14 protein-coding genes are annotated in these 20,325 nt (G+C 32.1%); 5 read left to right on the top strand and 9 right to left on the bottom strand.

Annotated features, from left to right (window positions below; genetic code table 11):
• Positions 1-172: 172 nt before the first annotated feature.
• From pflB to ppdK, 4 genes are all read left to right on the top strand, one after another.
• The gene (pflB, locus tag ACH5TX_RS07760; protein ID WP_439338960.1) at positions 173-2,398 is read left to right on the top strand and encodes a formate C-acetyltransferase; all 2,226 of its coding nucleotides are present in this window, start codon (positions 173-175) and stop codon (positions 2,396-2,398) included.
• 84 nt (positions 2,399-2,482) lie between these two features.
• Positions 2,483-3,232 carry a pyruvate formate-lyase-activating protein gene (gene pflA, locus ACH5TX_RS07755; RefSeq protein ID WP_439339158.1) on the top strand — a complete coding sequence of 250 codons (750 nt, stop codon included), beginning with the start codon at positions 2,483-2,485 and terminating at the stop codon, positions 3,230-3,232.
• Between the two features lie 139 nt (positions 3,233-3,371).
• On the top strand, positions 3,372-4,874 hold the full coding sequence (locus ACH5TX_RS07750) for a DUF3360 family protein (RefSeq protein WP_439338959.1): 1,503 nt from the start codon (positions 3,372-3,374) through the stop codon (positions 4,872-4,874).
• Between the two features lie 286 nt (positions 4,875-5,160).
• Positions 5,161-7,893, top strand: coding sequence for a pyruvate, phosphate dikinase (gene ppdK, locus ACH5TX_RS07745; RefSeq protein WP_439338958.1), 2,733 nt, complete (start codon positions 5,161-5,163; stop codon positions 7,891-7,893).
• Between the two features lie 157 nt (positions 7,894-8,050).
• Here the strand turns inward: ppdK and ACH5TX_RS07740 are convergent, their stop codons facing one another.
• The 6 genes from ACH5TX_RS07740 to ACH5TX_RS07715 all read right to left on the bottom strand — a co-directional run bounded on the left by ACH5TX_RS07740 (position 8,051) and on the right by ACH5TX_RS07715 (position 17,365).
• Positions 8,051-9,436: a T9SS type A sorting domain-containing protein gene (locus ACH5TX_RS07740; protein WP_439338957.1), complete on the bottom strand. Its 1,386-nt coding sequence runs from the start codon at positions 9,434-9,436 to the stop codon at positions 8,051-8,053.
• Positions 9,437-9,440: 4 nt separating this feature from the next.
• Complete coding sequence (locus tag ACH5TX_RS07735) at positions 9,441-10,862, bottom strand: T9SS type A sorting domain-containing protein (RefSeq protein ID WP_439338956.1); 1,422 nt, start codon at positions 10,860-10,862, stop codon at positions 9,441-9,443.
• Between the two features lie 83 nt (positions 10,863-10,945).
• Positions 10,946-14,617: a phosphoribosylformylglycinamidine synthase gene (purL, locus tag ACH5TX_RS07730; protein WP_439338955.1), complete on the bottom strand. Its 3,672-nt coding sequence runs from the start codon at positions 14,615-14,617 to the stop codon at positions 10,946-10,948.
• Positions 14,618-14,903: 286 nt separating this feature from the next.
• Positions 14,904-15,542, bottom strand: a complete 639-nt coding sequence (locus tag ACH5TX_RS07725) for a hypothetical protein (protein WP_439338954.1) — start codon at positions 15,540-15,542, stop codon at positions 14,904-14,906.
• A gap of 241 nt (positions 15,543-15,783) precedes the next feature.
• Entirely contained in the window at positions 15,784-16,005 is a 222-nt protein-coding gene (locus tag ACH5TX_RS07720) for a hypothetical protein (RefSeq protein WP_439338953.1), read from the bottom strand.
• Positions 16,006-16,150: 145 nt separating this feature from the next.
• Positions 16,151-17,365 (bottom strand): RsmB/NOP family class I SAM-dependent RNA methyltransferase, encoded by a 1,215-nt coding sequence (locus tag ACH5TX_RS07715; RefSeq protein ID WP_439338952.1) that lies wholly within the window; start codon positions 17,363-17,365, stop codon positions 16,151-16,153.
• Between the two features lie 104 nt (positions 17,366-17,469).
• Between ACH5TX_RS07715 and ACH5TX_RS07710 the strand changes: the two genes are divergently transcribed.
• Positions 17,470-18,513: a WD40/YVTN/BNR-like repeat-containing protein gene (locus ACH5TX_RS07710; protein WP_439338951.1), complete on the top strand. Its 1,044-nt coding sequence runs from the start codon at positions 17,470-17,472 to the stop codon at positions 18,511-18,513.
• 30 nt (positions 18,514-18,543) lie between these two features.
• Here ACH5TX_RS07710 and ACH5TX_RS07705 read toward each other — a convergent pair whose 3' ends face one another.
• The 3 genes from ACH5TX_RS07705 to ACH5TX_RS07695 are packed head-to-tail and all read right to left on the bottom strand — an operon-like array spanning position 18,544 to position 20,091.
• Entirely contained in the window at positions 18,544-18,996 is a 453-nt protein-coding gene (locus ACH5TX_RS07705; protein WP_439338950.1) for a sensor of ECF-type sigma factor, read from the bottom strand.
• A gap of 18 nt (positions 18,997-19,014) precedes the next feature.
• Complete coding sequence (locus ACH5TX_RS07700) at positions 19,015-19,515, bottom strand: hypothetical protein (RefSeq protein WP_439338949.1); 501 nt, start codon at positions 19,513-19,515, stop codon at positions 19,015-19,017.
• 33 nt (positions 19,516-19,548) lie between these two features.
• A complete protein-coding gene (locus ACH5TX_RS07695; RefSeq protein WP_439338948.1) occupies positions 19,549-20,091 on the bottom strand; it encodes an RNA polymerase sigma factor in 543 nt (180 codons plus the stop codon).
• Between the last annotated feature and the right edge of the window lie 234 nt (positions 20,092-20,325).

Here is a 20,325-nt window from a genome sequence, read left to right as displayed (position 1 = left end):
TTTTTTGATTTTTTGATTACCATGTTTCAAACGTTTTCGTAAAGTATTCCTTGTATATGAAGGTATTTCGGGAAATTAAAGCTGATATATATCAGTTTTAAGATTAAAGGTTAGCTCTATTTTTGATGCAGTAAGAATAAATTAATATTCGTAATTGATAATTAAGGTAAAAATGGAAGTTAAAAAATTTAAGAGCGAACTTTGGAAAAAACAAGTTGATGTTAGAGATTTTGTATTAAATAATATTACTCCTTATCACGGAGATGACCAATTTTTAGTTGGTGCTAGTGAAAAGACAGAGAAATTATGGGATTTATGCAAAAACGCAACTCAAAAAGAGCAAAAAAATAATGGAGTACTATCTGTTGATACTGAAACAATTTCTACTATAAATGCCTTTAGTGCAGGTTATATTGATAAAGAAAATGAAGTCATTGTTGGTTTACAAACAGATGAGTTACTAAAAAGAACTATGAAACCTTTTGGAGGTTTTAAAGTGGTTCAAAAAGCATTGTCTGAACACGGTGTAAAGCCTAATGATGCATTAACAGATTTGTTTACAAAATTTGTTAAAACTCATAATGATGGTGTTTTTGATGCTTATACTACAGAAATAAAAAAATTCAGATCATTAGGGTTTTTAACTGGTTTACCAGATAATTATGCTAGAGGTAGAATTATTGGAGATTACCGTCGTATAGCACTTTATGGAATCAATTTCTTAATTGAAGCAAAAAAAGCAGATTTAGAAAATTTGGGTGGACCAATGACTGAAGAAGTTATTCGTTTACGTGAAGAAGTTGCAGAACAAATAAAATCATTAAAAGAAATTAGTGAGTTAGGTGCTAAATATGATTTAGATTTAGGACGACCAGCTGAAAATGCTCAAGAAGCTGTACAATGGACCTATATGGGGTATTTAGCTGCGGTTAAAGAACAAGATGGTGCAGCTATGTCTTTAGGAAATGTGTCAACATTTTTAGATATATATATTCAGAAAGATTTAGAAGAAGGTGTAATTACAGAGGTTGAAGCTCAAGAATATATCGATCAATTCGTAATGAAATTACGTATGGTTCGTCATTTAAGAATGGAAGCTTATAATGAGATTTTTGCAGGAGATCCAACATGGGTAACAGAAGCTATAGGTGGTATGTTCTCTGATGGAAGAACGAAAGTAACTAAAACGTCATTCAGATTCTTAAATACATTATACAATCTAGGGCCGTCACCAGAACCAAATATTACAATTCTTTGGTCGGAAGCTTTACCACAAAATTTTAAAGACTATTGTGCTAAAGTTTCTATTGATACGTCTTCAATTCAATTTGAAAATGATGAATTAATGAGAACCAACCGTGGTTCTGATGATTACGGAATTGCTTGTTGTGTTTCTTACCAAGCATTAGGGAAATCTATTCAGTTTTTCGGAGCAAGAACGAACTTAGCTAAAACTTTATTATTAGCTATTAATGCTGGTCGATGTGAAAAAACAGGAACTTTAATGGTTGAAGGTATTCCAGAATATACTGATGAATATTTAGACTTCGATAAAGTAATGGCTAACTTTAAAGTAGCTATGAAAGATGTTGCTCGTATTTATAATGATTCTATGAACATTATTCATTACATGCATGATAAGTATTATTATGAAAAAGCTCAAATGGCTTTAATTGATACGAATCCAAGTATAAATATTGCTTATGGTATCGCAGGATTATCAATTGTTGCCGATTCGCTTTCAGCTATTAAATATGCTAAAGTAAAACCAATTAGAAATGAAGAAGGTTTAGCGATAGATTTTGAAATTGAAGGAGAGTTTCCTAAATACGGAAATGATGTTGACGGTGTAGATGAATTAGCTGTAAACGCTGTAGCAGATTTTAATAATGAATTAAAGAAATTACCAGTTTATAAGAATGCAGAACCAACAATGTCTGTATTAACTATTACATCTAATGTAGCATATGGTAAGAAAACAGGAGCAACACCAGATGGAAGAGCTAGTGGTGTACCTTTTGCACCAGGAGCAAATCCAATGCACGGTCGTGATACACAAGGGGCAATTGCTTCTTTAAACTCTGTTTCTAAAATTCAATATAGCGATTCTCAGGATGGAATTTCTAATACATTCTCAATGGTACCAAAATCTTTAGGTGCTAACCAAGAAGAACGTATAGAAAATTTAGGAACCATTCTAGATGGTTATTTTTCTAAAAATGCACAGCACTTAAATGTGAATGTATTAAATAAAGAAACCTTATTAGATGCTATGGAGCGTCCAGAAGAGTATCCTCAATTAACTATTAGAGTATCAGGATATGCGGTAAACTTTATTCGATTAACTAGAGAGCAACAGTTAGACGTTATAAACCGTTCGTTCCACAAATCAATGTAATTAATTATTTAAATAATTTTAAGCATCTGATAGATGAAGTTTTTTAGCTTTTCTATCAGATGTTAATTTTTAAAACACTGCCTTATCGAAACTCAAGCAAATTTTTTAAGAGTACATTCTATTGAAAGCTTCGGAACACATGATGGTCCCGGTATTAGAATGGTTATATTCTTGCAAGGATGTAAGTTAAAATGCTTGTATTGTCATAACCCAGATTCTATTGATACCCATGGCGGGAGCGATTATCCTATAGAAGAATTAGTTGAAATGGCCCTTAAAACAAAACCTTATTTTGGAAAAAAAGGAGGTGTAACCGTTTCTGGAGGAGAGCCATTATTACAGGCAAAAGCTTTAATACCTTTTTTTAAAAGATTAAAAGAAGAAGGTATTCATACTAATATTGATACTAACGGTCGCATATTAAATCATTTTTCACAGGAGTTGTTAGATGATTATGCCGATTTAATCATGCTAGATATTAAGCATATGACTGAAGAAGGCTATCAATATATAACTGGTAATCCTAATAAAGATACAGGTCTCAACTTTGCTAAATATAGAGAAGATTCTGGTAAAAAAATGTGGTTACGATATGTGTTAATTCCAGGAATCACAGATAAACCAGAATTATTACATGCGTTAGGAAATCATTTTAAAGATTTTAAAACCATAGAAAAAATTGAAATTCAGCCATATCATAAATTAGGAATTCATAAATGGGAAGCCTTAGGTTGGAAATATGAGCTTGAAGATGTTCGCGAAAATACAGAAGAAGAAATTGTTACTGCTTCAAAAATTTTAAGTCAATACTTTAAAGAAGTAAAACACAACTAATACGCTGTTTTTAGCATTATAAATTCAAAAAAAATTAAAACAACAAATACCTTAATTGGTTTTATATGGGGTTTATTATCGCCATGTATCTCCAATTAAAAATAGTAACAAACTAATTTCTCGTCCGAAAAAATAATACATGAAAACTTATAAAGAACAGCATAAACCGGCTTCAGATTTTGAGAGTCGATCAGATTACCTAGAGCATGAATTGCAAATAATGAAACCTAAAAGATTCAAATTAAATCTTCCAGGAAGAGATTTTAGGTTTGAATGGGAAGATTTAGTGCCAGCACTTGCAGGAACTCTTGGTATTATTGCTATGTATTCATCAGTAATGATGGCTTGGGCTAACGGTTTAACCGAAGCTTGGGATCACATTACACTAGGGAAGGAATTTGCTATTGAGGTATCTAGAGTAGAGATGATAATTCCTGCCTTTTTGTTTGTTATTTTGGCTTCTGGTTTTTTTAATCCTAGAGCAAATTTAGCAGGTAATCATGGACCTATGATTCCGCTTATTGCAACAATAGCTTTAGCAGGAGCACACCCTTTAGCTTTAGCAATCTTAATTGGTGTATTTGGACTCTTACTTAGTTATTTTAAAGGGGGATCTCGCTTAGTAAATTTAACAAGTAAAGGCGTTGCTGGTGGATTATTAACCTTTTTAGGTTTTATGGGAGCAATGAGTCAAATTAAAACCATTCAAAATTGGGGCATGGGACTTGAATCAACAGCTGTTGAAGCAGGATCTATGGGTTATTTAGCCTTAATTATTTTAAGTTTTACTGTAATTTTATACAGTTTTCTTGCTCGAATAGATAAGCGTTGGTTAGCTATTCCTGCTTGTGCAATTTTAGCTTTAGCTATTGCTTTAATTGGAGGTGCTGGTTTTGATCTTCAAATTACAACAGAAATTGGGTTGCCAAATCTTAATCCAGCATATTGGTGGGGAAGTACAGATGAAGGTTGGATGTTAGGTTTACCTAAAATGGAGCATTTTATTGCGTCTTTACCTTTCGCTATTTTAGCGGTAGCAATGTGGTCGCCAGATTTCTTAGGACATCGTATTTTTCAAGAAATGAATTACCCAAAGAAATCAGAGAAAGTCTTAATGGATGTTGATGATACTATGACCATGTGTTCTATAAGACAAATGGTAGGAACAGCTGTTGGTGGTGGTAATATTACGTCTTCTTGGGGTACTTATTTAATTCCGGCTGCAATAGCAAAAAGACCTATTCCTGCAGGAGCTATTCTTCTAGGTTTAATGGTTATGGCAGTTGCTATTTTAGGAAGCCCGATGGACGTAGCTGTATGGCCACCAGTAAGATGTATTGCGTTACTTGTTGGTGTGTTTTTACCTATGATTGAAGCTGGTATTCAAATGATTAAAAAGAGTTCATGTGCACAAGCTGCCGGAGTTTGTATTTTTATGGCTATGGTAACAAATCCAGTATTGGCTTGGGCTTTAGCTATGTTTTTAGATAATAATGGTTTAATAGGCGATAAAGATAGAGCTAAGAAGTTATCTGTTATAGATAGATTAGTTATTCCGTTAACTATACTCATTATTTGCGTTGCAGCAGTTCTTGTAGTAGGAATGCTTAGAGGAAGTTATGGTATTGAATCTTTCTTGTAAAAAAAATACAGTATTTAGAGTTTGTATAAAAAAATTGAATGCTATTATGATAAACATATCTGAAGCTTCATAAATTGGTTAACTATAAATCCTAAAAACCCCGATTTCATTTATTTGAAATTGGGGTTTTTGTTTTATATAAATAATAAAAACGACATATTATATGATTTATGTCATTGAATATCATTTAGTTGTAATATAGATTTATAGGTGGTCTAAAAATAAAATCATACATTTTTATTTGAGTTTTTATTAAAGAAGGTAAAACCTATTAACTATAATTATTATGGAACTACTAGAAGAAGCAAAAACAAGAGTTTACAGATTTGGAAATAAATCGGCTGACGGAAATAGTGAAATGAAAAATTTACTAGGAGGTAAAGGTGCTAATTTAGCTGAAATGAGTGCCATTGGTATTCCTGTTCCACCAGGATTTACTATTACTACAGAAGTTTGTACAGATTATAACCTACTTGGAGAAGTGGCTGTTTTAGAAATGATAAAGGATGAGGTAGAAAAGTCTATTGCAAATATTGAAAGGTTTATGGGAACTAAATTTGGAGACAAACAAAACCCATTATTAGTATCGGTGCGTTCGGGAGCTAGAGTTTCTATGCCAGGAATGATGGATACAGTTTTAAATCTTGGTATAAATGATGAAGTTGTTTTAGGATTAGCAAAGAAAACTAAGAACGAACATTTTGCATGGGATTCGTACAGACGTTTTATTCAAATGTATGGCGGTGTTGTTTTAGGTATGAAGCCTGCTTCAAAAGAAGATATTGACCCGTTTGAAGAAATTATGGAGCATCTTAAAGAAAAACGAGGGATTCATTTAGATAATGAATTTTCTATTCAAGATCTAAAAGATTTGGTTTACGATTTTAAAGATGCTGTTAAAAAACAAACAGGACATGATTTTCCAACAAACCCTTGGGATCAACTCTGGGGAGCTATTATCGCTGTTTTTAATAGTTGGAATGGTAATCGTGCTATTTATTACAGAAACATGCATGGTTATCCAGAAGATTGGGGAACGGCTGTAAATGTACAAGCTATGGTGTATGGTAATATGGGCGGTAATTCGGGTACAGGTGTTTGTTTTACACGGGATGCAGGAACAGGAGAAAATGTTTTTAATGGAGAATATTTAATAAATGCTCAAGGTGAAGATGTGGTTGCAGGCGTACGAACACCACAGCAGATTACAAAATTAGGGTCGCAGCGTTGGGCTGTATTAGCAAATATTGAAGAGGAAGATAGATTAAAAAACTATCCGTCATTAGAAGAATTAATGCCTTCAATTTATAAAGAATTGAATACCTACCAACAAAAATTAGAAACACATTACCGCGATATGCAAGATATGGAGTTTACGATTCAAGATGGTAAACTTTGGATTTTACAAACCAGAAATGGTAAACGAACTGGAGCTGCTATGGTTAAAATTGCCATGGACCTTTTAGAAGAAAAAGAGATAACCGAAGTAGAAGCTTTATTAAGAATAGAACCTAATAAATTAGATGAGTTGTTGCATCCTATTTTTGATCCCGATGCTTTAAAAATGGCTCATGTAATTGCACAAGGCTTGCCAGCATCTCCGGGGGCGGCTACTGGAAAAATTGTTTTTTTTGCAGATGAGGCTAATAAATTTAAGAATAGTATTTTAGTTAGAATTGAAACATCGCCTGAAGATTTAGAGGGTATGAATATTGCTAAAGGTATTTTAACTGCTCGTGGAGGTATGACATCGCATGCTGCGGTTGTTGCTAGAGGTATGGGTAAATGTTGTATATCTGGAGCCGGAGCTTTAAAAATAAATTATAAAAAACGAATACTTACCGTTGATGGTCATGAATATCATGAAGGCGATTGGGTTTCATTAAATGGCTCTACAGGTAATATAATAGAAGGTAAAGTTAATACCATAGAACCAGAGTTAACAGGCGAGTTTGCCGAAATTATGAAATTGTCTGACAAGTATGGTGTTATGGAGGTGCGAACCAATGCTGATACACCAAAAGATGCCAGAGTTGCACGTAGTTTTGGAGCTCAAGGTATTGGGTTAACTCGAACGGAGCATATGTTTTTTGAAGTAGACAGAATTAAAGCTATGCGTGAAATGATTTTGGCCGATACAGTAAAAGGTAGAAAGCAAGCTTTAGAAGAATTATTACCCATGCAACGTGAAGATTTTGAAGGTATTTTTGAAGCTATGGCAGGTTTACCAGTAACCATTCGGTTACTAGATCCACCTTTACATGAATTCGTGCCACATCAATTAGAAACCCAACGAAGTTTAGCCGAAGATATGCACATTTCATTAGAAGCTGTGAAATTAAAAGTAGCAGAATTAGAGGAGTTTAATCCTATGTTGGGACATAGAGGTTGCAGGCTAGGTATTACCTATCCTGAAATTACAGAAATGCAAACTCGAGCTATTATTGAAGCGGCATTAAATGTAAAGGCAAAAGATAAAATTGTTATTCCAGAAATCATGGTGCCTTTGGTAGGAACCGTTAAAGAGTATGAAGCACAAGAAGCTATTATAAGAAACACAGCTCGTACTGTTTTTAAAGAAAGAAATGATCGTATCGATTATTTAGTAGGAACCATGATTGAAATTCCTAGAGCTGCTTTATTGGCCGATAAAATTGCTAAACACGCTGATTTCTTTTCGTTTGGTACAAATGATTTAACTCAAATGACCTTTGGCTATTCGCGAGATGATGCTAGTAAATTCTTGCCTATTTATATTGAGAAAGGTGTTTTAAAATCCGACCCGTTTGAAGTATTAGATCAAGAAGGCGTAGGGCAGTTAGTTGAAATGGGAACAGAACGAGGTAGAAGTGTAAAACCAAATTTAAAAGTTGGAATTTGTGGCGAGCATGGAGGCGAACCTCGTTCGGTAGAATTTTGCTATAAAACAGGTATGAATTATGTAAGTTGTTCGCCTTATAGAGTCCCTATTGCAAGGTTAGTTTCTGCTCAAGCCGTAATAAAAGCTACCAGTATTTAAATACTAAAGTTTATAATGTTTTTATTTTTTAATAACTAAAAGCCAGAAGCGTAATTACACTTCTGGCTTCGTTTTAAATTTTTATTAAACAGATTGTTTATTTCTCAATCCAAAGTCTAGCATTCACAAAGACTTTTGGTTTAGGAGGTACTTTGTTTTAAATGGCCTTTTTTTTGACAAATTTCATGGTATACTCGAGTCCTTTACTTTTTATTTTTAATGTGTAAAAGTCTGGCTGTAATCCAAAAAGACGAATGCTTTTTTCTTCAGAAATACCATGTTTAACAACTATGTTGTCTGAGTTAAATATTTCAAATTCAAAATTCGAGTCGTTTATATTTTTTATTTTAATTAAATCCGTTGCAGGATTTGGACTTACATATGGTCTTTTATTTAATCCTAATGTTTTTGAACTTATTGAATCATTTTTACACCAAGATGAGGTGTGTTTAGATAGATCGTTTCTATCATGAATTTTTTCATAGCCTAATTTTTTTGCTATTAAAAGTTCGGTACATGCTTCATTGTTTTTTCCTAATTCAGAATATATAAAACCAAGTGTTCTATGTGCAAACGAATTTTGAGGGTCTTGGTAAATAGCTTCTTTTAAATCTAGAATTCCATTTTCTGAAAAGCCCAGTTTATGTTGTAAAAACCCTCTTTTAGTTAATAAATTATTATCTGTATTGTCTAAGCCATATTTTATTAAGTTTGTTTCATCTCGAAATGCTATGTAGAGGTGATACATAGCGTTTTCATATGCTTCGAAATCTATATATAAGCTTGCTAAAATATTATGAGCTGCTGCATGCTCGGGTGATTTTTGAATAACTTTCTTTAAATATTTAAGGGCAGATTTATAATTCTTGCTAGTGTATTTAAAAGCTCCTAATTTATATTGAAAATATGAGTTGTTTGGTTCTTCTTTTAATGCTTTAGATTTATATATGTTTGCTAATCTGTACATTTCAAAACTTTCATAAACATTACCTAGGGCGTCATAATAAGAACTTAATTTGTATTTTTTTTGATCTTCTTCTGGTAAGCTTTCAATAGAATTTACCACATTCATTAAATCAGATAAAGCTAATATTCTATTACCTAATTCTAAGCGTTTATGTGAAAGTTGAAGAATTAAATTGGTGTTTACAGTGCCGTTTTTAGTGTTTTTAATTAATTTGTTTAATTCAACTAATTCATCATGAATTAATTGAATTCTTGTTTTATTTTTTTTATTAAACTTAATAAAATGATCTGTTCTACTTATTAATTTATCATTGTTAAAAATCCAAGTCACTATTTTTTCTCCAGTTTTGTTGAATTTATATGACTCTCCGTTAAGACTAGATTTGTTAAAGTAAAAGAGTTCATCAAGCTCACCAGTTTTGTAGTAGGTTTTGATACTATCTAGTTTTTTATTGTTGGAAAACTGCTCCATTGCTATAATACTATCTTGGTAGTAAAATCTTGCGACAGATAAGTTTTGGGATTCAGCATAAAAAACTGAAATAAAAATAGAAATTAAAGAGATGTTTTTTAGCATGATTTTATTTGTCCTTAATAAGTATAAAGTTTTCAGATTCTTCACCACTTATAACTTTAATAGTATAAAAACCTTTTGGTAAATAAGATATATTAATTGATGAATGGATAGAGGTCTTTTTTTTCATTACCACTCTTTCTTTATAGTCATAGATGGTGTATTGAAAATTTTCAAAAGGAAGGTTTTTAATATTGATAACGTTATGAGAAGGATTAGGATGTAAATATGGTAATGTGTTTATTTCAGATGTTTTTATTGGTTTTTCTATGTTTTCTCTATTAGATTTTTCTTTACAAGAATAATCTAAATAATCTTGTATGTCATCTCTGTTATATGTTTTTTCATATCCTAATTTTTGAGCTTTTTTTAAGCACTCACAAGCTTTTTCGTATTTTTCAGTGTCATAGTAAACAATTCCAAGATTTCTATAGACGTAAGCATTGGAGGTGTTTAAATTAATGGCTTTTTTTAAATCAGTAATTCCTTTTTTAGTGTCACCCAATTTATGATAAATAAAGCCTCTTAAAGTTCTTATATCTTTACCTGTAACTCCTTTACTGTTTTTTAGAAGATCTTCTTCTCTTTCAAAAGCAATATTTATGTGATGTAAGGCTTTCTTGTAATCTTCGAAATCAATGTATAAGCTTGCAAGTAAGCGATTTGTAAAGGAATGGTTTGGCCATTTTTCGGAAGCCGTTTTTAATAAATTTTCTGAAAGTTTATAAGATTTAATTGTGTATAAATGTGATGCAAAATTGTAAGCTAATTTTGTGCTTTCAGGATTTGCTAAGGTAGCTTGTAACTTATAATATATGGCTTGGTTTTTCTTCTCTAAGGAAGCGTAAAGACTTCCTGTAAGGTTATATATTTCTCCTATTAGTTTTTTTGGAGGCACTGTGTCATTCTTTTTTGCATAATCAAACATGTTTTTTGTTAGTTGCTTAAAATCAATTAGTGCCAAATAACGGTTTTCTAGGTAATATCTTATTCTAGCTCTTCGGTAACGAAGCTCAGTGTTTTTGGGGTTCGCTTTTATAAGTTCGTTTACACGTTTAATGCTTTCGTATGCATTTTTTATATTGTCTTTATTTTTTTTGTTGAATTTTATAATATGATCTGTACGTTCAATAAGGGTGTTGTTCTTAAAGTTCCAAGTAGTTATAATGTCTCCTTTTTTGTTAAACTGGTAAGATTTACCATTTAAGTAATTGTTTTTGTAATGAAAGCTTTCATATAATTCTTTAGTTTTAAAGTAAGTTTTAACACTGTCTAATTCTTTGTTTTTATTGTACCATTTTTCTATAGAAACGATGCTGTCATTATAGTAATCTCGTTTTACTAGTTTTTGGTCGTTTTGACTAAAAGTTTGAGAAGTAAAAATCAATCCTAAAATTATAGTAATGATTTTAAAAATGTGTTTTTTCATGTCTTGAAAATACGTAAAAATTATGCATAAAAAAAAGCTTTTTCTTACGAAAAAGCTTTTGGTTTTATATAAAGAATTGTTTCTTATTTCTCAATCCAAAGTCTAGCATTCACAAAGGCCTCTAACCATGGCGTTGCTTCATCTTTACGTCCTTCAGGGTAGTTTGCCCAGTTCCATTGGAAAGTAGAACGCTCAATATGTGGCATGGTTACTAAATGACGACCTGTTTTATCACACATCATAGCGGTGTTAAAATCAGAACCATTCGGATTATGAGGATACCCTTCATAACCATATTTAGCAACTATTTGATATTTATCTTCACCGTAAGGTAAATTAAATTTTCCTTCACCATGAGAAATCCAAACACCTAATGTGCTTCCTGCAAGTGTAGAAAGCATCACTGAATTATTCTCTTGAATCTTCACCGAAGTAAATGAACTTTCATGTTTATGAGAATCATTATGAACCATTTTACCATGAATCTCATGATCTGGATTAATTTCTTCTAATTCCATGAATAACTGACATCCATTACAAATACCAACCGACAACGTATCTTCTCTGTTAAAGAAATCTTGTATCGCTTTATTTGCTTTCTCGTTGTACTTAATAGCACCTGCCCAACCTTTAGCAGATCCTAAAACATCGGAGTTAGAGAAACCACCAACGGCTCCTAAAAACTGAATGTCCTCTAAGGTCTCACGACCTGAAATTAAATCGGTCATGTGTACATCCTTCACATCAAACCCCGCTAAATACATAGCGTTTGCCATTTCACGTTCAGAATTAGATCCTTTTTCACGTAGAATGGCAGCTTTTGGTCTTTTTCCGTTTAGTTCAGGTAATTTTCCTGTAAACTGTTTTGGGAAAGTGTATTGCAGTGGTTGATTTTTATAATTATCAAAACGGTCTTGTGCTAAACCATTAGCCGTTTGTTTTTGGTCTAATAAGAACGATGTTTTATACCAAACATCTCTCATTTTAGAAACATCAAAAGAGAATGTATCTTCGTTGTTCTTAATATTTAAAGTAGCTGAGTTATTTACAGTTCCTATTTTAAAGAATTCAATATTGTTTTCAGCTAAAACAGATTCAATAGAAGCATCGCCTTGAAAAACAATACCTGAATTTTCAGAGAATAATACTTTTATAGAATCTTCTTCATTTAAGGCAGAGATATCAAAATCGGCACCTAAATTAACATCAGCAAAACATAGTTCAAGTAACGTAGTAATTAATCCACCAGAAGCCACATCGTGACCAGCAGAAATTTTATCTGCTTTAATCAAATCTTGAATGGTGTTAAACGTGTCTTTTACAAACGCTGAACTTTTTACATCAGGTGCATCGTTTCCAATTGTATTTAAAACTTGGTTAAAAGAACTACCACCTAATTTAAATTCGTCTTGAGACATATTAATATAATAGATGCTTTCGCCGTTTTGTTTTAAAACAGGCTCTACAACTTTAGAAATTTCATTACAATTTCCAGCAGCCGAAATAATAACCGTACCTGGAGAAATTACTTCTTCGTTAGGGTATTTTTGTTTCATGGAAAGCGAATCCTTTCCTGTTGGCACATTAATTCCTAAATCTATAGAAAATTCAGAAACTGCTTTAACTGCTTTATATAAACGAGCATCTTCACCTTCATTTTTACAAGGCCACATCCAGTTTGCCGACAGTGAAATAGACGCTAAATTATCTTTTAAAGGCGCCCAAATAATGTTGGTAAGCGATTCTGTGATTGAATTTCTACTACCCGCTTCAGGATTAATTAATCCTGAAATAGGCGAGTGACCAATAGAAGTCGCAATACCCTCTTTTCCGTTATAATCTAGTGCCATAACACCCACATTATTTAACGGAATTTGTAAAGGTCCCACACATTGTTGTTTGGCAACCTTACCACCAACACAACGGTCTACTTTATTTGTTAACCAATCTTTACAAGCTACAGCTTCCAGTTGCAACACTTGCTCTAAGTAGATTTGTAAGTTTTTGGTTTTATATCTTGAGTTTTTATAATTTCTAGTAACCGTTTTATCTGTTAAAACCGTTTTAGGAGAACTACCAAACATATCTTCTAAAGCTAAATCCATAGGTTTATCGCCTTTGGTTTCAGATTCAAAAGTAAAACGGTTATCAGCTGTCACATCACCTACAGTATACATTGGCGAACGCTCACGTTCCGCTATTTTGTTAAGTGTCTTTATATGTTCATCGGCAATCACAAGTCCCATACGTTCTTGCGATTCGTTACCTATAATTTCTTTAGCCGATAGGGTAGGATCTCCAACAGGTAAGTTATCTAAATTAATTTTTCCACCAGTATCTTCAACAAGTTCCGATAAACAATTTAAATGTCCACCAGCACCATGATCGTGAATAGAAACAATAAAGTTTTCATCACTTTCTACCATACCACGAACCGCATTGGCAGCACGTTTTTGCATTTCTGGGTTAGAACGTTGTACTGCGTTAAGTTCGATGCCAGAAGCAAACTCTCCTGTATCTGCCGATGATACCGCAGCACCACCCATACCAATTCGGTAATTTTCACCACCAAGAATCACTATTTTATCACCTTTTTTAGGCGTATCTTTTAAAGCCTGATCTGCTTTTCCGTATCCAATACCACCCGCTTGCATAATCACTTTGTCGAAACCAAGCTTCCTTGCTGCCGATGCGCTTGCAGCCGCATTTTCTTCGTGTTCAAACGTTAATACCGAACCACAGATTAATGGTTGACCAAATTTATTACCAAAATCAGAAGCTCCATTAGATGCTTTAATTAAAATATCCATTGGAGTTTGGTATAACCACTCTCTAGCTTCAAATTTTTGCTCCCAAGGTCTGTTTGCTTCCAAACGCGAATACGATGTCATGTAAACCGCCGTTCCTGCTAACGGAAGCGATCCTTTTCCTCCAGCCAGTCTATCTCTAATTTCTCCACCAGCACCCGTTGCAGCACCATTAAAAGGTTCAACCGTTGTTGGGAAATTATGCGTTTCCGCTTTTAGCGAAATAACCGATTCAAATTCTTGAGTCGTATAATAATCAGGAATATCGGCACGTTTAGGTGCAAATTGTTCCACTTTAGGGCCTTTTACAAAAGCCACATTATCTTTATATGCCGAAACAATATCATTAGGATGTGCTTCAGATGTTTGTCTAATCATTTTGAAAAGCGACACCGGCATTTCTTCATCATCAATAACAAACGTACCGTTAAATATTTTATGACGACAATGCTCTGAGTTTACTTGCGAAAAGCCAAATACTTCAGAATCCGTTAACGGTCTGCCAATCTTTTTAGCAACTCCTTCTAAGTAGGCCACCTCTTCATCGCTTAACGATAAACCTTCTTGATCATTGTAAGCCGCAATGTCTTCAATATTAAGAATAGGCTCTGGCTGAATATCAATAGTAAATGAGTCTTGATTTAGGCCTTTAAAAATTTCCGAAATCATCGGGTCAAAATCTTTAAAATCGTCGGCAACCGCTTCAAATTCTTCAATTCTAATAATATCAACAATACCCATATTCTGGGTAATCTCAACAGCATTGGTACTCCAAGGTGTTATCATAGCCGCACGAGGGCCAACAAAAAAAGCATCTAGTGATGCTTGTTCTATTTTAGGTTGGTCGCCAAATAACCAAACTAATTTTGAGATGCTCTCGGTTGATAATTCTTTTGTTGTTTGAACAGCAAATACCTTACTGGTTACGTTTCCAAAGAAATGAATCATTATATCTTAATTTGTTTGTTTAAAGAAAGTGCAAATTTACTTCTTTTTAGTTGATTTTCATGCAAAAAATTTCATACTAAACAGAGAGTTATTAAGGGGTTTTAAACAGATGTTTTTTAGTTTGGGCGTTACCCCGAAAAGGGGTCGCGCTTGCGGCAGTCGCTTCCCGATAAAAAAATCGGGAGAGCTTCAACAAATGTCTTAATCGCTAACGCGGGTTTGCGTTTTTAAAAATAAGCTTTGGGGTTTGTTCAAATGTTTTTAGTAAACATTTATGAAGTTGAGGTTATTGCTGGGATTTTGAGTTTTTTATTGGTTTTATTCGATTGTTAGCAAATGTTATTTTATCAAATATGTCCATAGGATTATGTTCACTATAAATTCTCAGGAATGAATTGTCAGGATAAATTAAAAGAACTCCACCACATTTGTATTGATATTCTAAATTCCAATGGATGTATTTGAAAAAGTTATTTTTTATTAAATCAGAGCTGTCTACAATTTGATTTTTAGCATTATTGTCATAATTGTCTATGACAAGAAACAAAGCTAAATCTTCATTTTCTTCAATAGTTTTGATATAACGATTGAAATTAATATTATTTATTACATTGCAGCGATGGTCAATTGCATAATCTATAATTATTTTATCTGTATTATCTATTTTAAAGTTGGAATTTGATTCTAAAAAGTTTATAATTTTTAATTTTAGAGAGTCTGATATATGTCCATTGTATTCGATTGGAATAATTCCTTTTTTAGAATGATTATTGTTTTTATGCCTAACAACAACTCCACCATCTCTTCTTATTTTTTTGAATTCGATTTTTGTAAGAGGAGTTCCAAAATCATTTATATATTCTTTATTTTGAGAATAAGCTGTTTTACTTAATATAATAATTAATATTATCGTTATTTTTTTCATAATTTTTGCTAACTTTTTATATAGTATCTTTTAGTTATCACATCCCATAAATAAGTCGATATAAAGTGAGTTTTTAACTACTGTTAAACTGTAAATATAATTAATTTTTCCTACATATAAACAAGGTGAGTTATATGGTTTTCTATTGAAATTTGTTTTAAAGTTCTTATTATATAATTAATAAAACTCAAAAAACCGAAGCTAATAGACTTCGGTTTTTAATATATTAAGGTGTAATGTTTTAAAAAAAATAGCCTACAGAAAGTTGAAACACACTATTATTTTTTGTTATGTCATGTTCAACAGTAATATTGGTTAAACCCCAATTATAACGTGCATTAAAATTAAGACCGTTATCTAGTTTGTATACAATGCCAAAATTTACTCCAAAATCTATATCTTGTGCGTTAACGGTTGCGAATCCCAATATAGCGATTGCTGTTACTAGTAATAGTTTTTTCATTGTTTTAAATTTTAAAATTATTTAAAACAAATCAAGTGTTTTTTATAAGTGTAAGAATTTTTTTAAAAAAGCTTTAACGTTTTTAACTATTATTAAGTTAAGTGTTTCTTATTTTAACATAAGAGTTTATTAAATTAAACAAGTATTAAGCTTTACGTTCCAACAACGCCATATAAAACCCATCAAAACCAGATTTATGCGACAATACTTTTTTGTCTTTTACAAGCGTGAAATTTTCACCTGCTTCAGATTTTAAAAAGTTTTCAACTTGTTCTTGGTTTTCAGATGGTAATACCGAACAGGTAGCATATACTAGTTGTCCACCAGCTTTTACCATTTTAGAATATTGTTGTAAAATGTCTTGTTGGGTTTTCTTTATTTTATTAATAAAGTCGGGTTGTAGTTTCCATTTAGCATCCGGATTTCTACGTAATACACCTAAACCAGAACAAGGGGCATCAATTAAAACACGATCTGCTTTATTGTATAATTTTTTAATGACTTTAGTCGATTCGATAGCACGGTTTTCAATATTATGAGCACCGTTTCGTTTTGCACGACGTTTTAATTCATTCAATTTATTGCCATAAATATCCATAGCAATAATTTGACCTTTGTTTTCCATTAAAGCGGCTAAATGCAATGTTTTTCCTCCTGCACCTGCACAAGCATCAACAACACGCATTCCTGGTTTTACATATAAATACTCAGCTACTAATTGCGATGAAGCATCTTGAACTTCAAAATGACCATTTTTAAAAGCTTCAGTAGAAAATACATTAGCACGCTCTCTTAATTTTAGTGCACTTGGATAGTTATCAATAAAATCTGTTTCAATATCTAAATCGAATAATTCCGTTTGTAATTTTTCTTTGGTTGTTTTAAGCGTGTTTACTCTTAAAATAACGTCGGCTTGTTCGTTTAAAGCAGCAATTTCTTTACCCCAAACAGCATCTCCTAATTCTTTCCGACCAATTTCATCCATCCAATCTGGAATAGATTCTTTGAATCGTCTGGTTTTTGAGAGTTCATCATAACGCCCTTTAATTTTTCGTAAAGGCGTGCCTTCAAAATATTTCCAATCTGGTAATTTTATTCCTTTTAAGGTTGCCCAAACAGCAAACATACGCCACAGGTTCTCTCTGTCAAACGGTTCTTTTACTTCAGCAATTTCCGCATATAAACGCTTCCATCGTACCATGTCGTAGGTGGTTTCGGCAACAAAACCTCTGTCGCGAGCTCCCCAACGTTTATCACGTTTTAGTAGTTGTTGTATTACCTTATCGGCATACTTTCCTTCGTTAAATATTAGGGTTAAACCATCAATAACCGCAAAGCATAAATTTCTGTGTAATCGCATTGTATATAAATAAGGGTGCAAAGTTACGTTTAAAATGTCGATTTGCTAAATCGTTTATCTGTTTATTCATTTTGCTTTTCTACTTTTATAGAAATTTGAAATTTATGAATCGTATTTTATTTGTATTGGTTACTATCGTTTTATTTTCATGTGGGGGAAAGAAAGACGAAAATATTAGAAGTTTTAGTAACGTAGATGTTGAAACCATTTTACAAGACTCCTTATTAAGTATTCGTGCAATAGATATATTGAATGATAAAAGTTTAGCTTTTGCGGCGAATAATGGTGCTTTTGGGTTATATAATCCTAAAACAAAATTATGGCAAACTTCTATTCAAAAATACGATACTTTAAACTTGCATTTTCGAGCAGTTGCGCATACAAGTACAGATTTCTTTATGCTAAGTATTGAAAGTCCAGCTTTATTGTTTAAAACTGGTGATACAGGAAACATGGAATTGGTTTATAAAGAAGAAGGAGGAGAAGGCGTTTTTTATGATGCGATGACCTTTTGGAATGACACCGAAGGTATTGCTGTTGGTGATAGTATGAATGGCTGTTTGTCTATTATTATAACAAGAGATGGTGGGCAAACATGGCAAAAAACAGCATGCAATAATTTGCCAAAAGCGGAAGCGGGCGAAGGTGCTTTTGCTGCAAGTAATACTAATATTAAAGTCCTTAAAAATAAAACATGGATAGCTACTACAAGTGGGAATATATATTATTCTGAAGATAAAGGCACTTCATGGGAAGTTGTAAATACGCCTATAATTCAAGAGAAAGTTACTGAAGGCATTTATTCCATCGATTTTTATGATGAAAATAACGGATTTGCTATTGGAGGCGATTATAGCAACCCAAGTGTAAATACTGCCAATAAAATAAAAACGACTGACGGCGGAAAAACATGGGTTTTAGTAGCAGAGAATGAAAACCCAAATTATAAGAGTTGTGTCCAATATATTCCAAATAAAGGAGGAAAGGATTTAGTTTCTGTTGGTTTTACAGGAATCGATTTTAGTAATGATTCTGGTGAGTTGTGGAATCATATAACAGATGAAAGCTTTTATACTATTCGGTTTTTAAATGATAGTACAGCGTATGCAGCTGGACAAGGAAAGATATCTAAATTAACTTTTAGGTAATAAAAAAGGAGCTTATTGCTCCATATTTTATTATTCAGGTTTTTTATGATTTTGTCGCATTTGTTTAAACCGTTCAAATAGTTTTCTTTTAAAATCTTCTTCTGCTATTCTTAGTGAAATTATTTTTTTAGGAGACAACACTTTTCTTAGTTTGCTGATAAGTTTAACATCTTCATCATGTAATTGTTTTTCATAACCCGATAGTTGGCTTAAAAGTTCATTGGCTCTTTCATTAGATATAGTAGTGAAATTTTGTTTTATTTCACGTCTAATTTTTTTTATATCAGTATATTTTATTTTTGTTGTTACTTCATCATAAGCATTATAAATAGGCCAGAATTGTTGTGCTTCTTGTGCTGTTAAATCTAGTTTTTCTGTAATAAAAGAGACTTTAAGTGCTTTTATTTTTTCTCTGCCTTTATGTTGGGCAAATGTGCTTAATGATAATAGTAGCACGAATAGTGGGAGTATAATTTTTTTCATTTGTTTATAATATTTGTTTTATTCAACATATAAATCTTCTATATCTAGATGATCTATTAAGTAGGTTTCAATATTGTTTTCGTTAAAATTAGTTTCTATAAAATTAGCATCAGAGAGTTCTTCTGTTGTTAGTAATGATGCAATTTCATATGAGTCTAATAAGCCTCCGTTTATCATATAATCTTCTACCGTTTCAGTATCTAATGATGCCCAAGTGGTTGTGTTGTTAAAAATAGATAAATTAAAAAGTAATAATACAGCTGCAGCAACACCAGATAGGTAAAGTAGGTTTCTTCTATTAAATAATGAAATTACTTTTGGAGTTTCTTTAGTTGATGTTTTTTCAATAATATGATCTTCTAAAGTATCAAAATAATCTTTGGGTGTTATAAAACCAGACTCATGAGATAGCTCTTTAAGTTTTATGTCACTTAATATAGCATCTTCAAGGTTCTCAAAGTAATCTTTAGGTACTTTAAAACCGGTTTCGTTAATATTATGTAAGTTATTTTTTTTCATCTTATTAATAAGACTGTTTTGTTTGTTAAAGGTTTAATCTTTAGTTAAATAAGTTTCTATTTTTTTTACTGCAATATGGTATGATGCTTTTAATGCTCCTTCGCTAGTTTCTAAAATATCAGCCATATCCTTATATTTTATGTCTTCAAAATATTTCATGTTAAAAACCAATTGTTGCTTTTCGGGTAATGTTGCAATAGCTTTCTGTAATTTTAATTGAATATCATTCCCTTCAAAATACACATCGGAAGTTAAATTGTTTAGTGCTAATTGCTGAACTTCTTCATTTGTTGTTTGTAAGCGTTTTGCGTTTTTATTTATAAATGTTATGGACTCGTTAGTTGCAATACGGTACATCCAAGAAAATAGTTTGCTATCTCCTTTAAAGTTATGAATATTTTTATAAATTTTAATAAATGTGTTTTGAAGGACATCATCAGTATCGTCATGCGACTTTACAATATTACGTATGTGCCAATACAAACGTTCTTTATAAAGCGTTATTAGCTCCCTAAAGGCTTGCTCTTTATGGGTATTCGATTTAAGTTGTTCTATTAATTGTACTTCGTCAGTCACTAAACTAGTTTTGCTTTAGACTACTAAATATACTAAAAGTTTAAAGTCTAATTTATTTATATATTTCCGTAAAAAATTAAGCGATTGTAAATCAGTATCTTAAAGTCTTTTTAATCGATTAAGTGTAAATAAATGCGATTAAATACATTTTTTTCTTGTCAATTATGTTTATTTAATATAAATTTGTATCAGAAACCTACTTATGTTGTTAGTCGTCCCCAAGTCTAACAAGAA

The sequence above is a fragment of the Thalassobellus citreus genome (assembly GCF_044385915.1).
GTDB lineage: Bacteria > Bacteroidota > Bacteroidia > Flavobacteriales > Flavobacteriaceae > Thalassobellus > Thalassobellus citreus.
This window is presented reverse-complemented; position numbering and strand designations above follow the sequence as displayed.

Bases quoted from the DNA above. Each gene is read 5' to 3' on its own strand.
- ACH5TX_RS07705 (WP_439338950.1), bottom strand. From the start codon at position 18,996: ATGAAAAAAATTATACTCCCACTATTCGTGCTACTATTATCATTAAGC.
- purL (WP_439338955.1), bottom strand. From the start codon at position 14,617: ATGATTCATTTCTTTGGAAACGTAACCAGTAAGGTATTTGCTGTTCAA.
- ppdK (WP_439338958.1), top strand. From the start codon at position 5,161: ATGGAACTACTAGAAGAAGCAAAAACAAGAGTTTACAGATTTGGAAAT.
- ACH5TX_RS07740 (WP_439338957.1), bottom strand. From the start codon at position 9,436: ATGCTAAAAAACATCTCTTTAATTTCTATTTTTATTTCAGTTTTTTAT.
- ACH5TX_RS07700 (WP_439338949.1), bottom strand. From the start codon at position 19,515: ATGAAAAAAAATAACTTACATAATATTAACGAAACCGGTTTTAAAGTA.
- ACH5TX_RS07715 (WP_439338952.1), bottom strand. From the start codon at position 17,365: ATGCGATTACACAGAAATTTATGCTTTGCGGTTATTGATGGTTTAACC.
- ACH5TX_RS07750 (WP_439338959.1), top strand. From the start codon at position 3,372: ATGAAAACTTATAAAGAACAGCATAAACCGGCTTCAGATTTTGAGAGT.
- ACH5TX_RS07735 (WP_439338956.1), bottom strand. From the start codon at position 10,862: ATGAAAAAACACATTTTTAAAATCATTACTATAATTTTAGGATTGATT.
- ACH5TX_RS07710 (WP_439338951.1), top strand. From the start codon at position 17,470: ATGAATCGTATTTTATTTGTATTGGTTACTATCGTTTTATTTTCATGT.
- ACH5TX_RS07725 (WP_439338954.1), bottom strand. From the start codon at position 15,542: ATGAAAAAAATAACGATAATATTAATTATTATATTAAGTAAAACAGCT.
- pflB (WP_439338960.1), top strand. From the start codon at position 173: ATGGAAGTTAAAAAATTTAAGAGCGAACTTTGGAAAAAACAAGTTGAT.
- ACH5TX_RS07720 (WP_439338953.1), bottom strand. From the start codon at position 16,005: ATGAAAAAACTATTACTAGTAACAGCAATCGCTATATTGGGATTCGCA.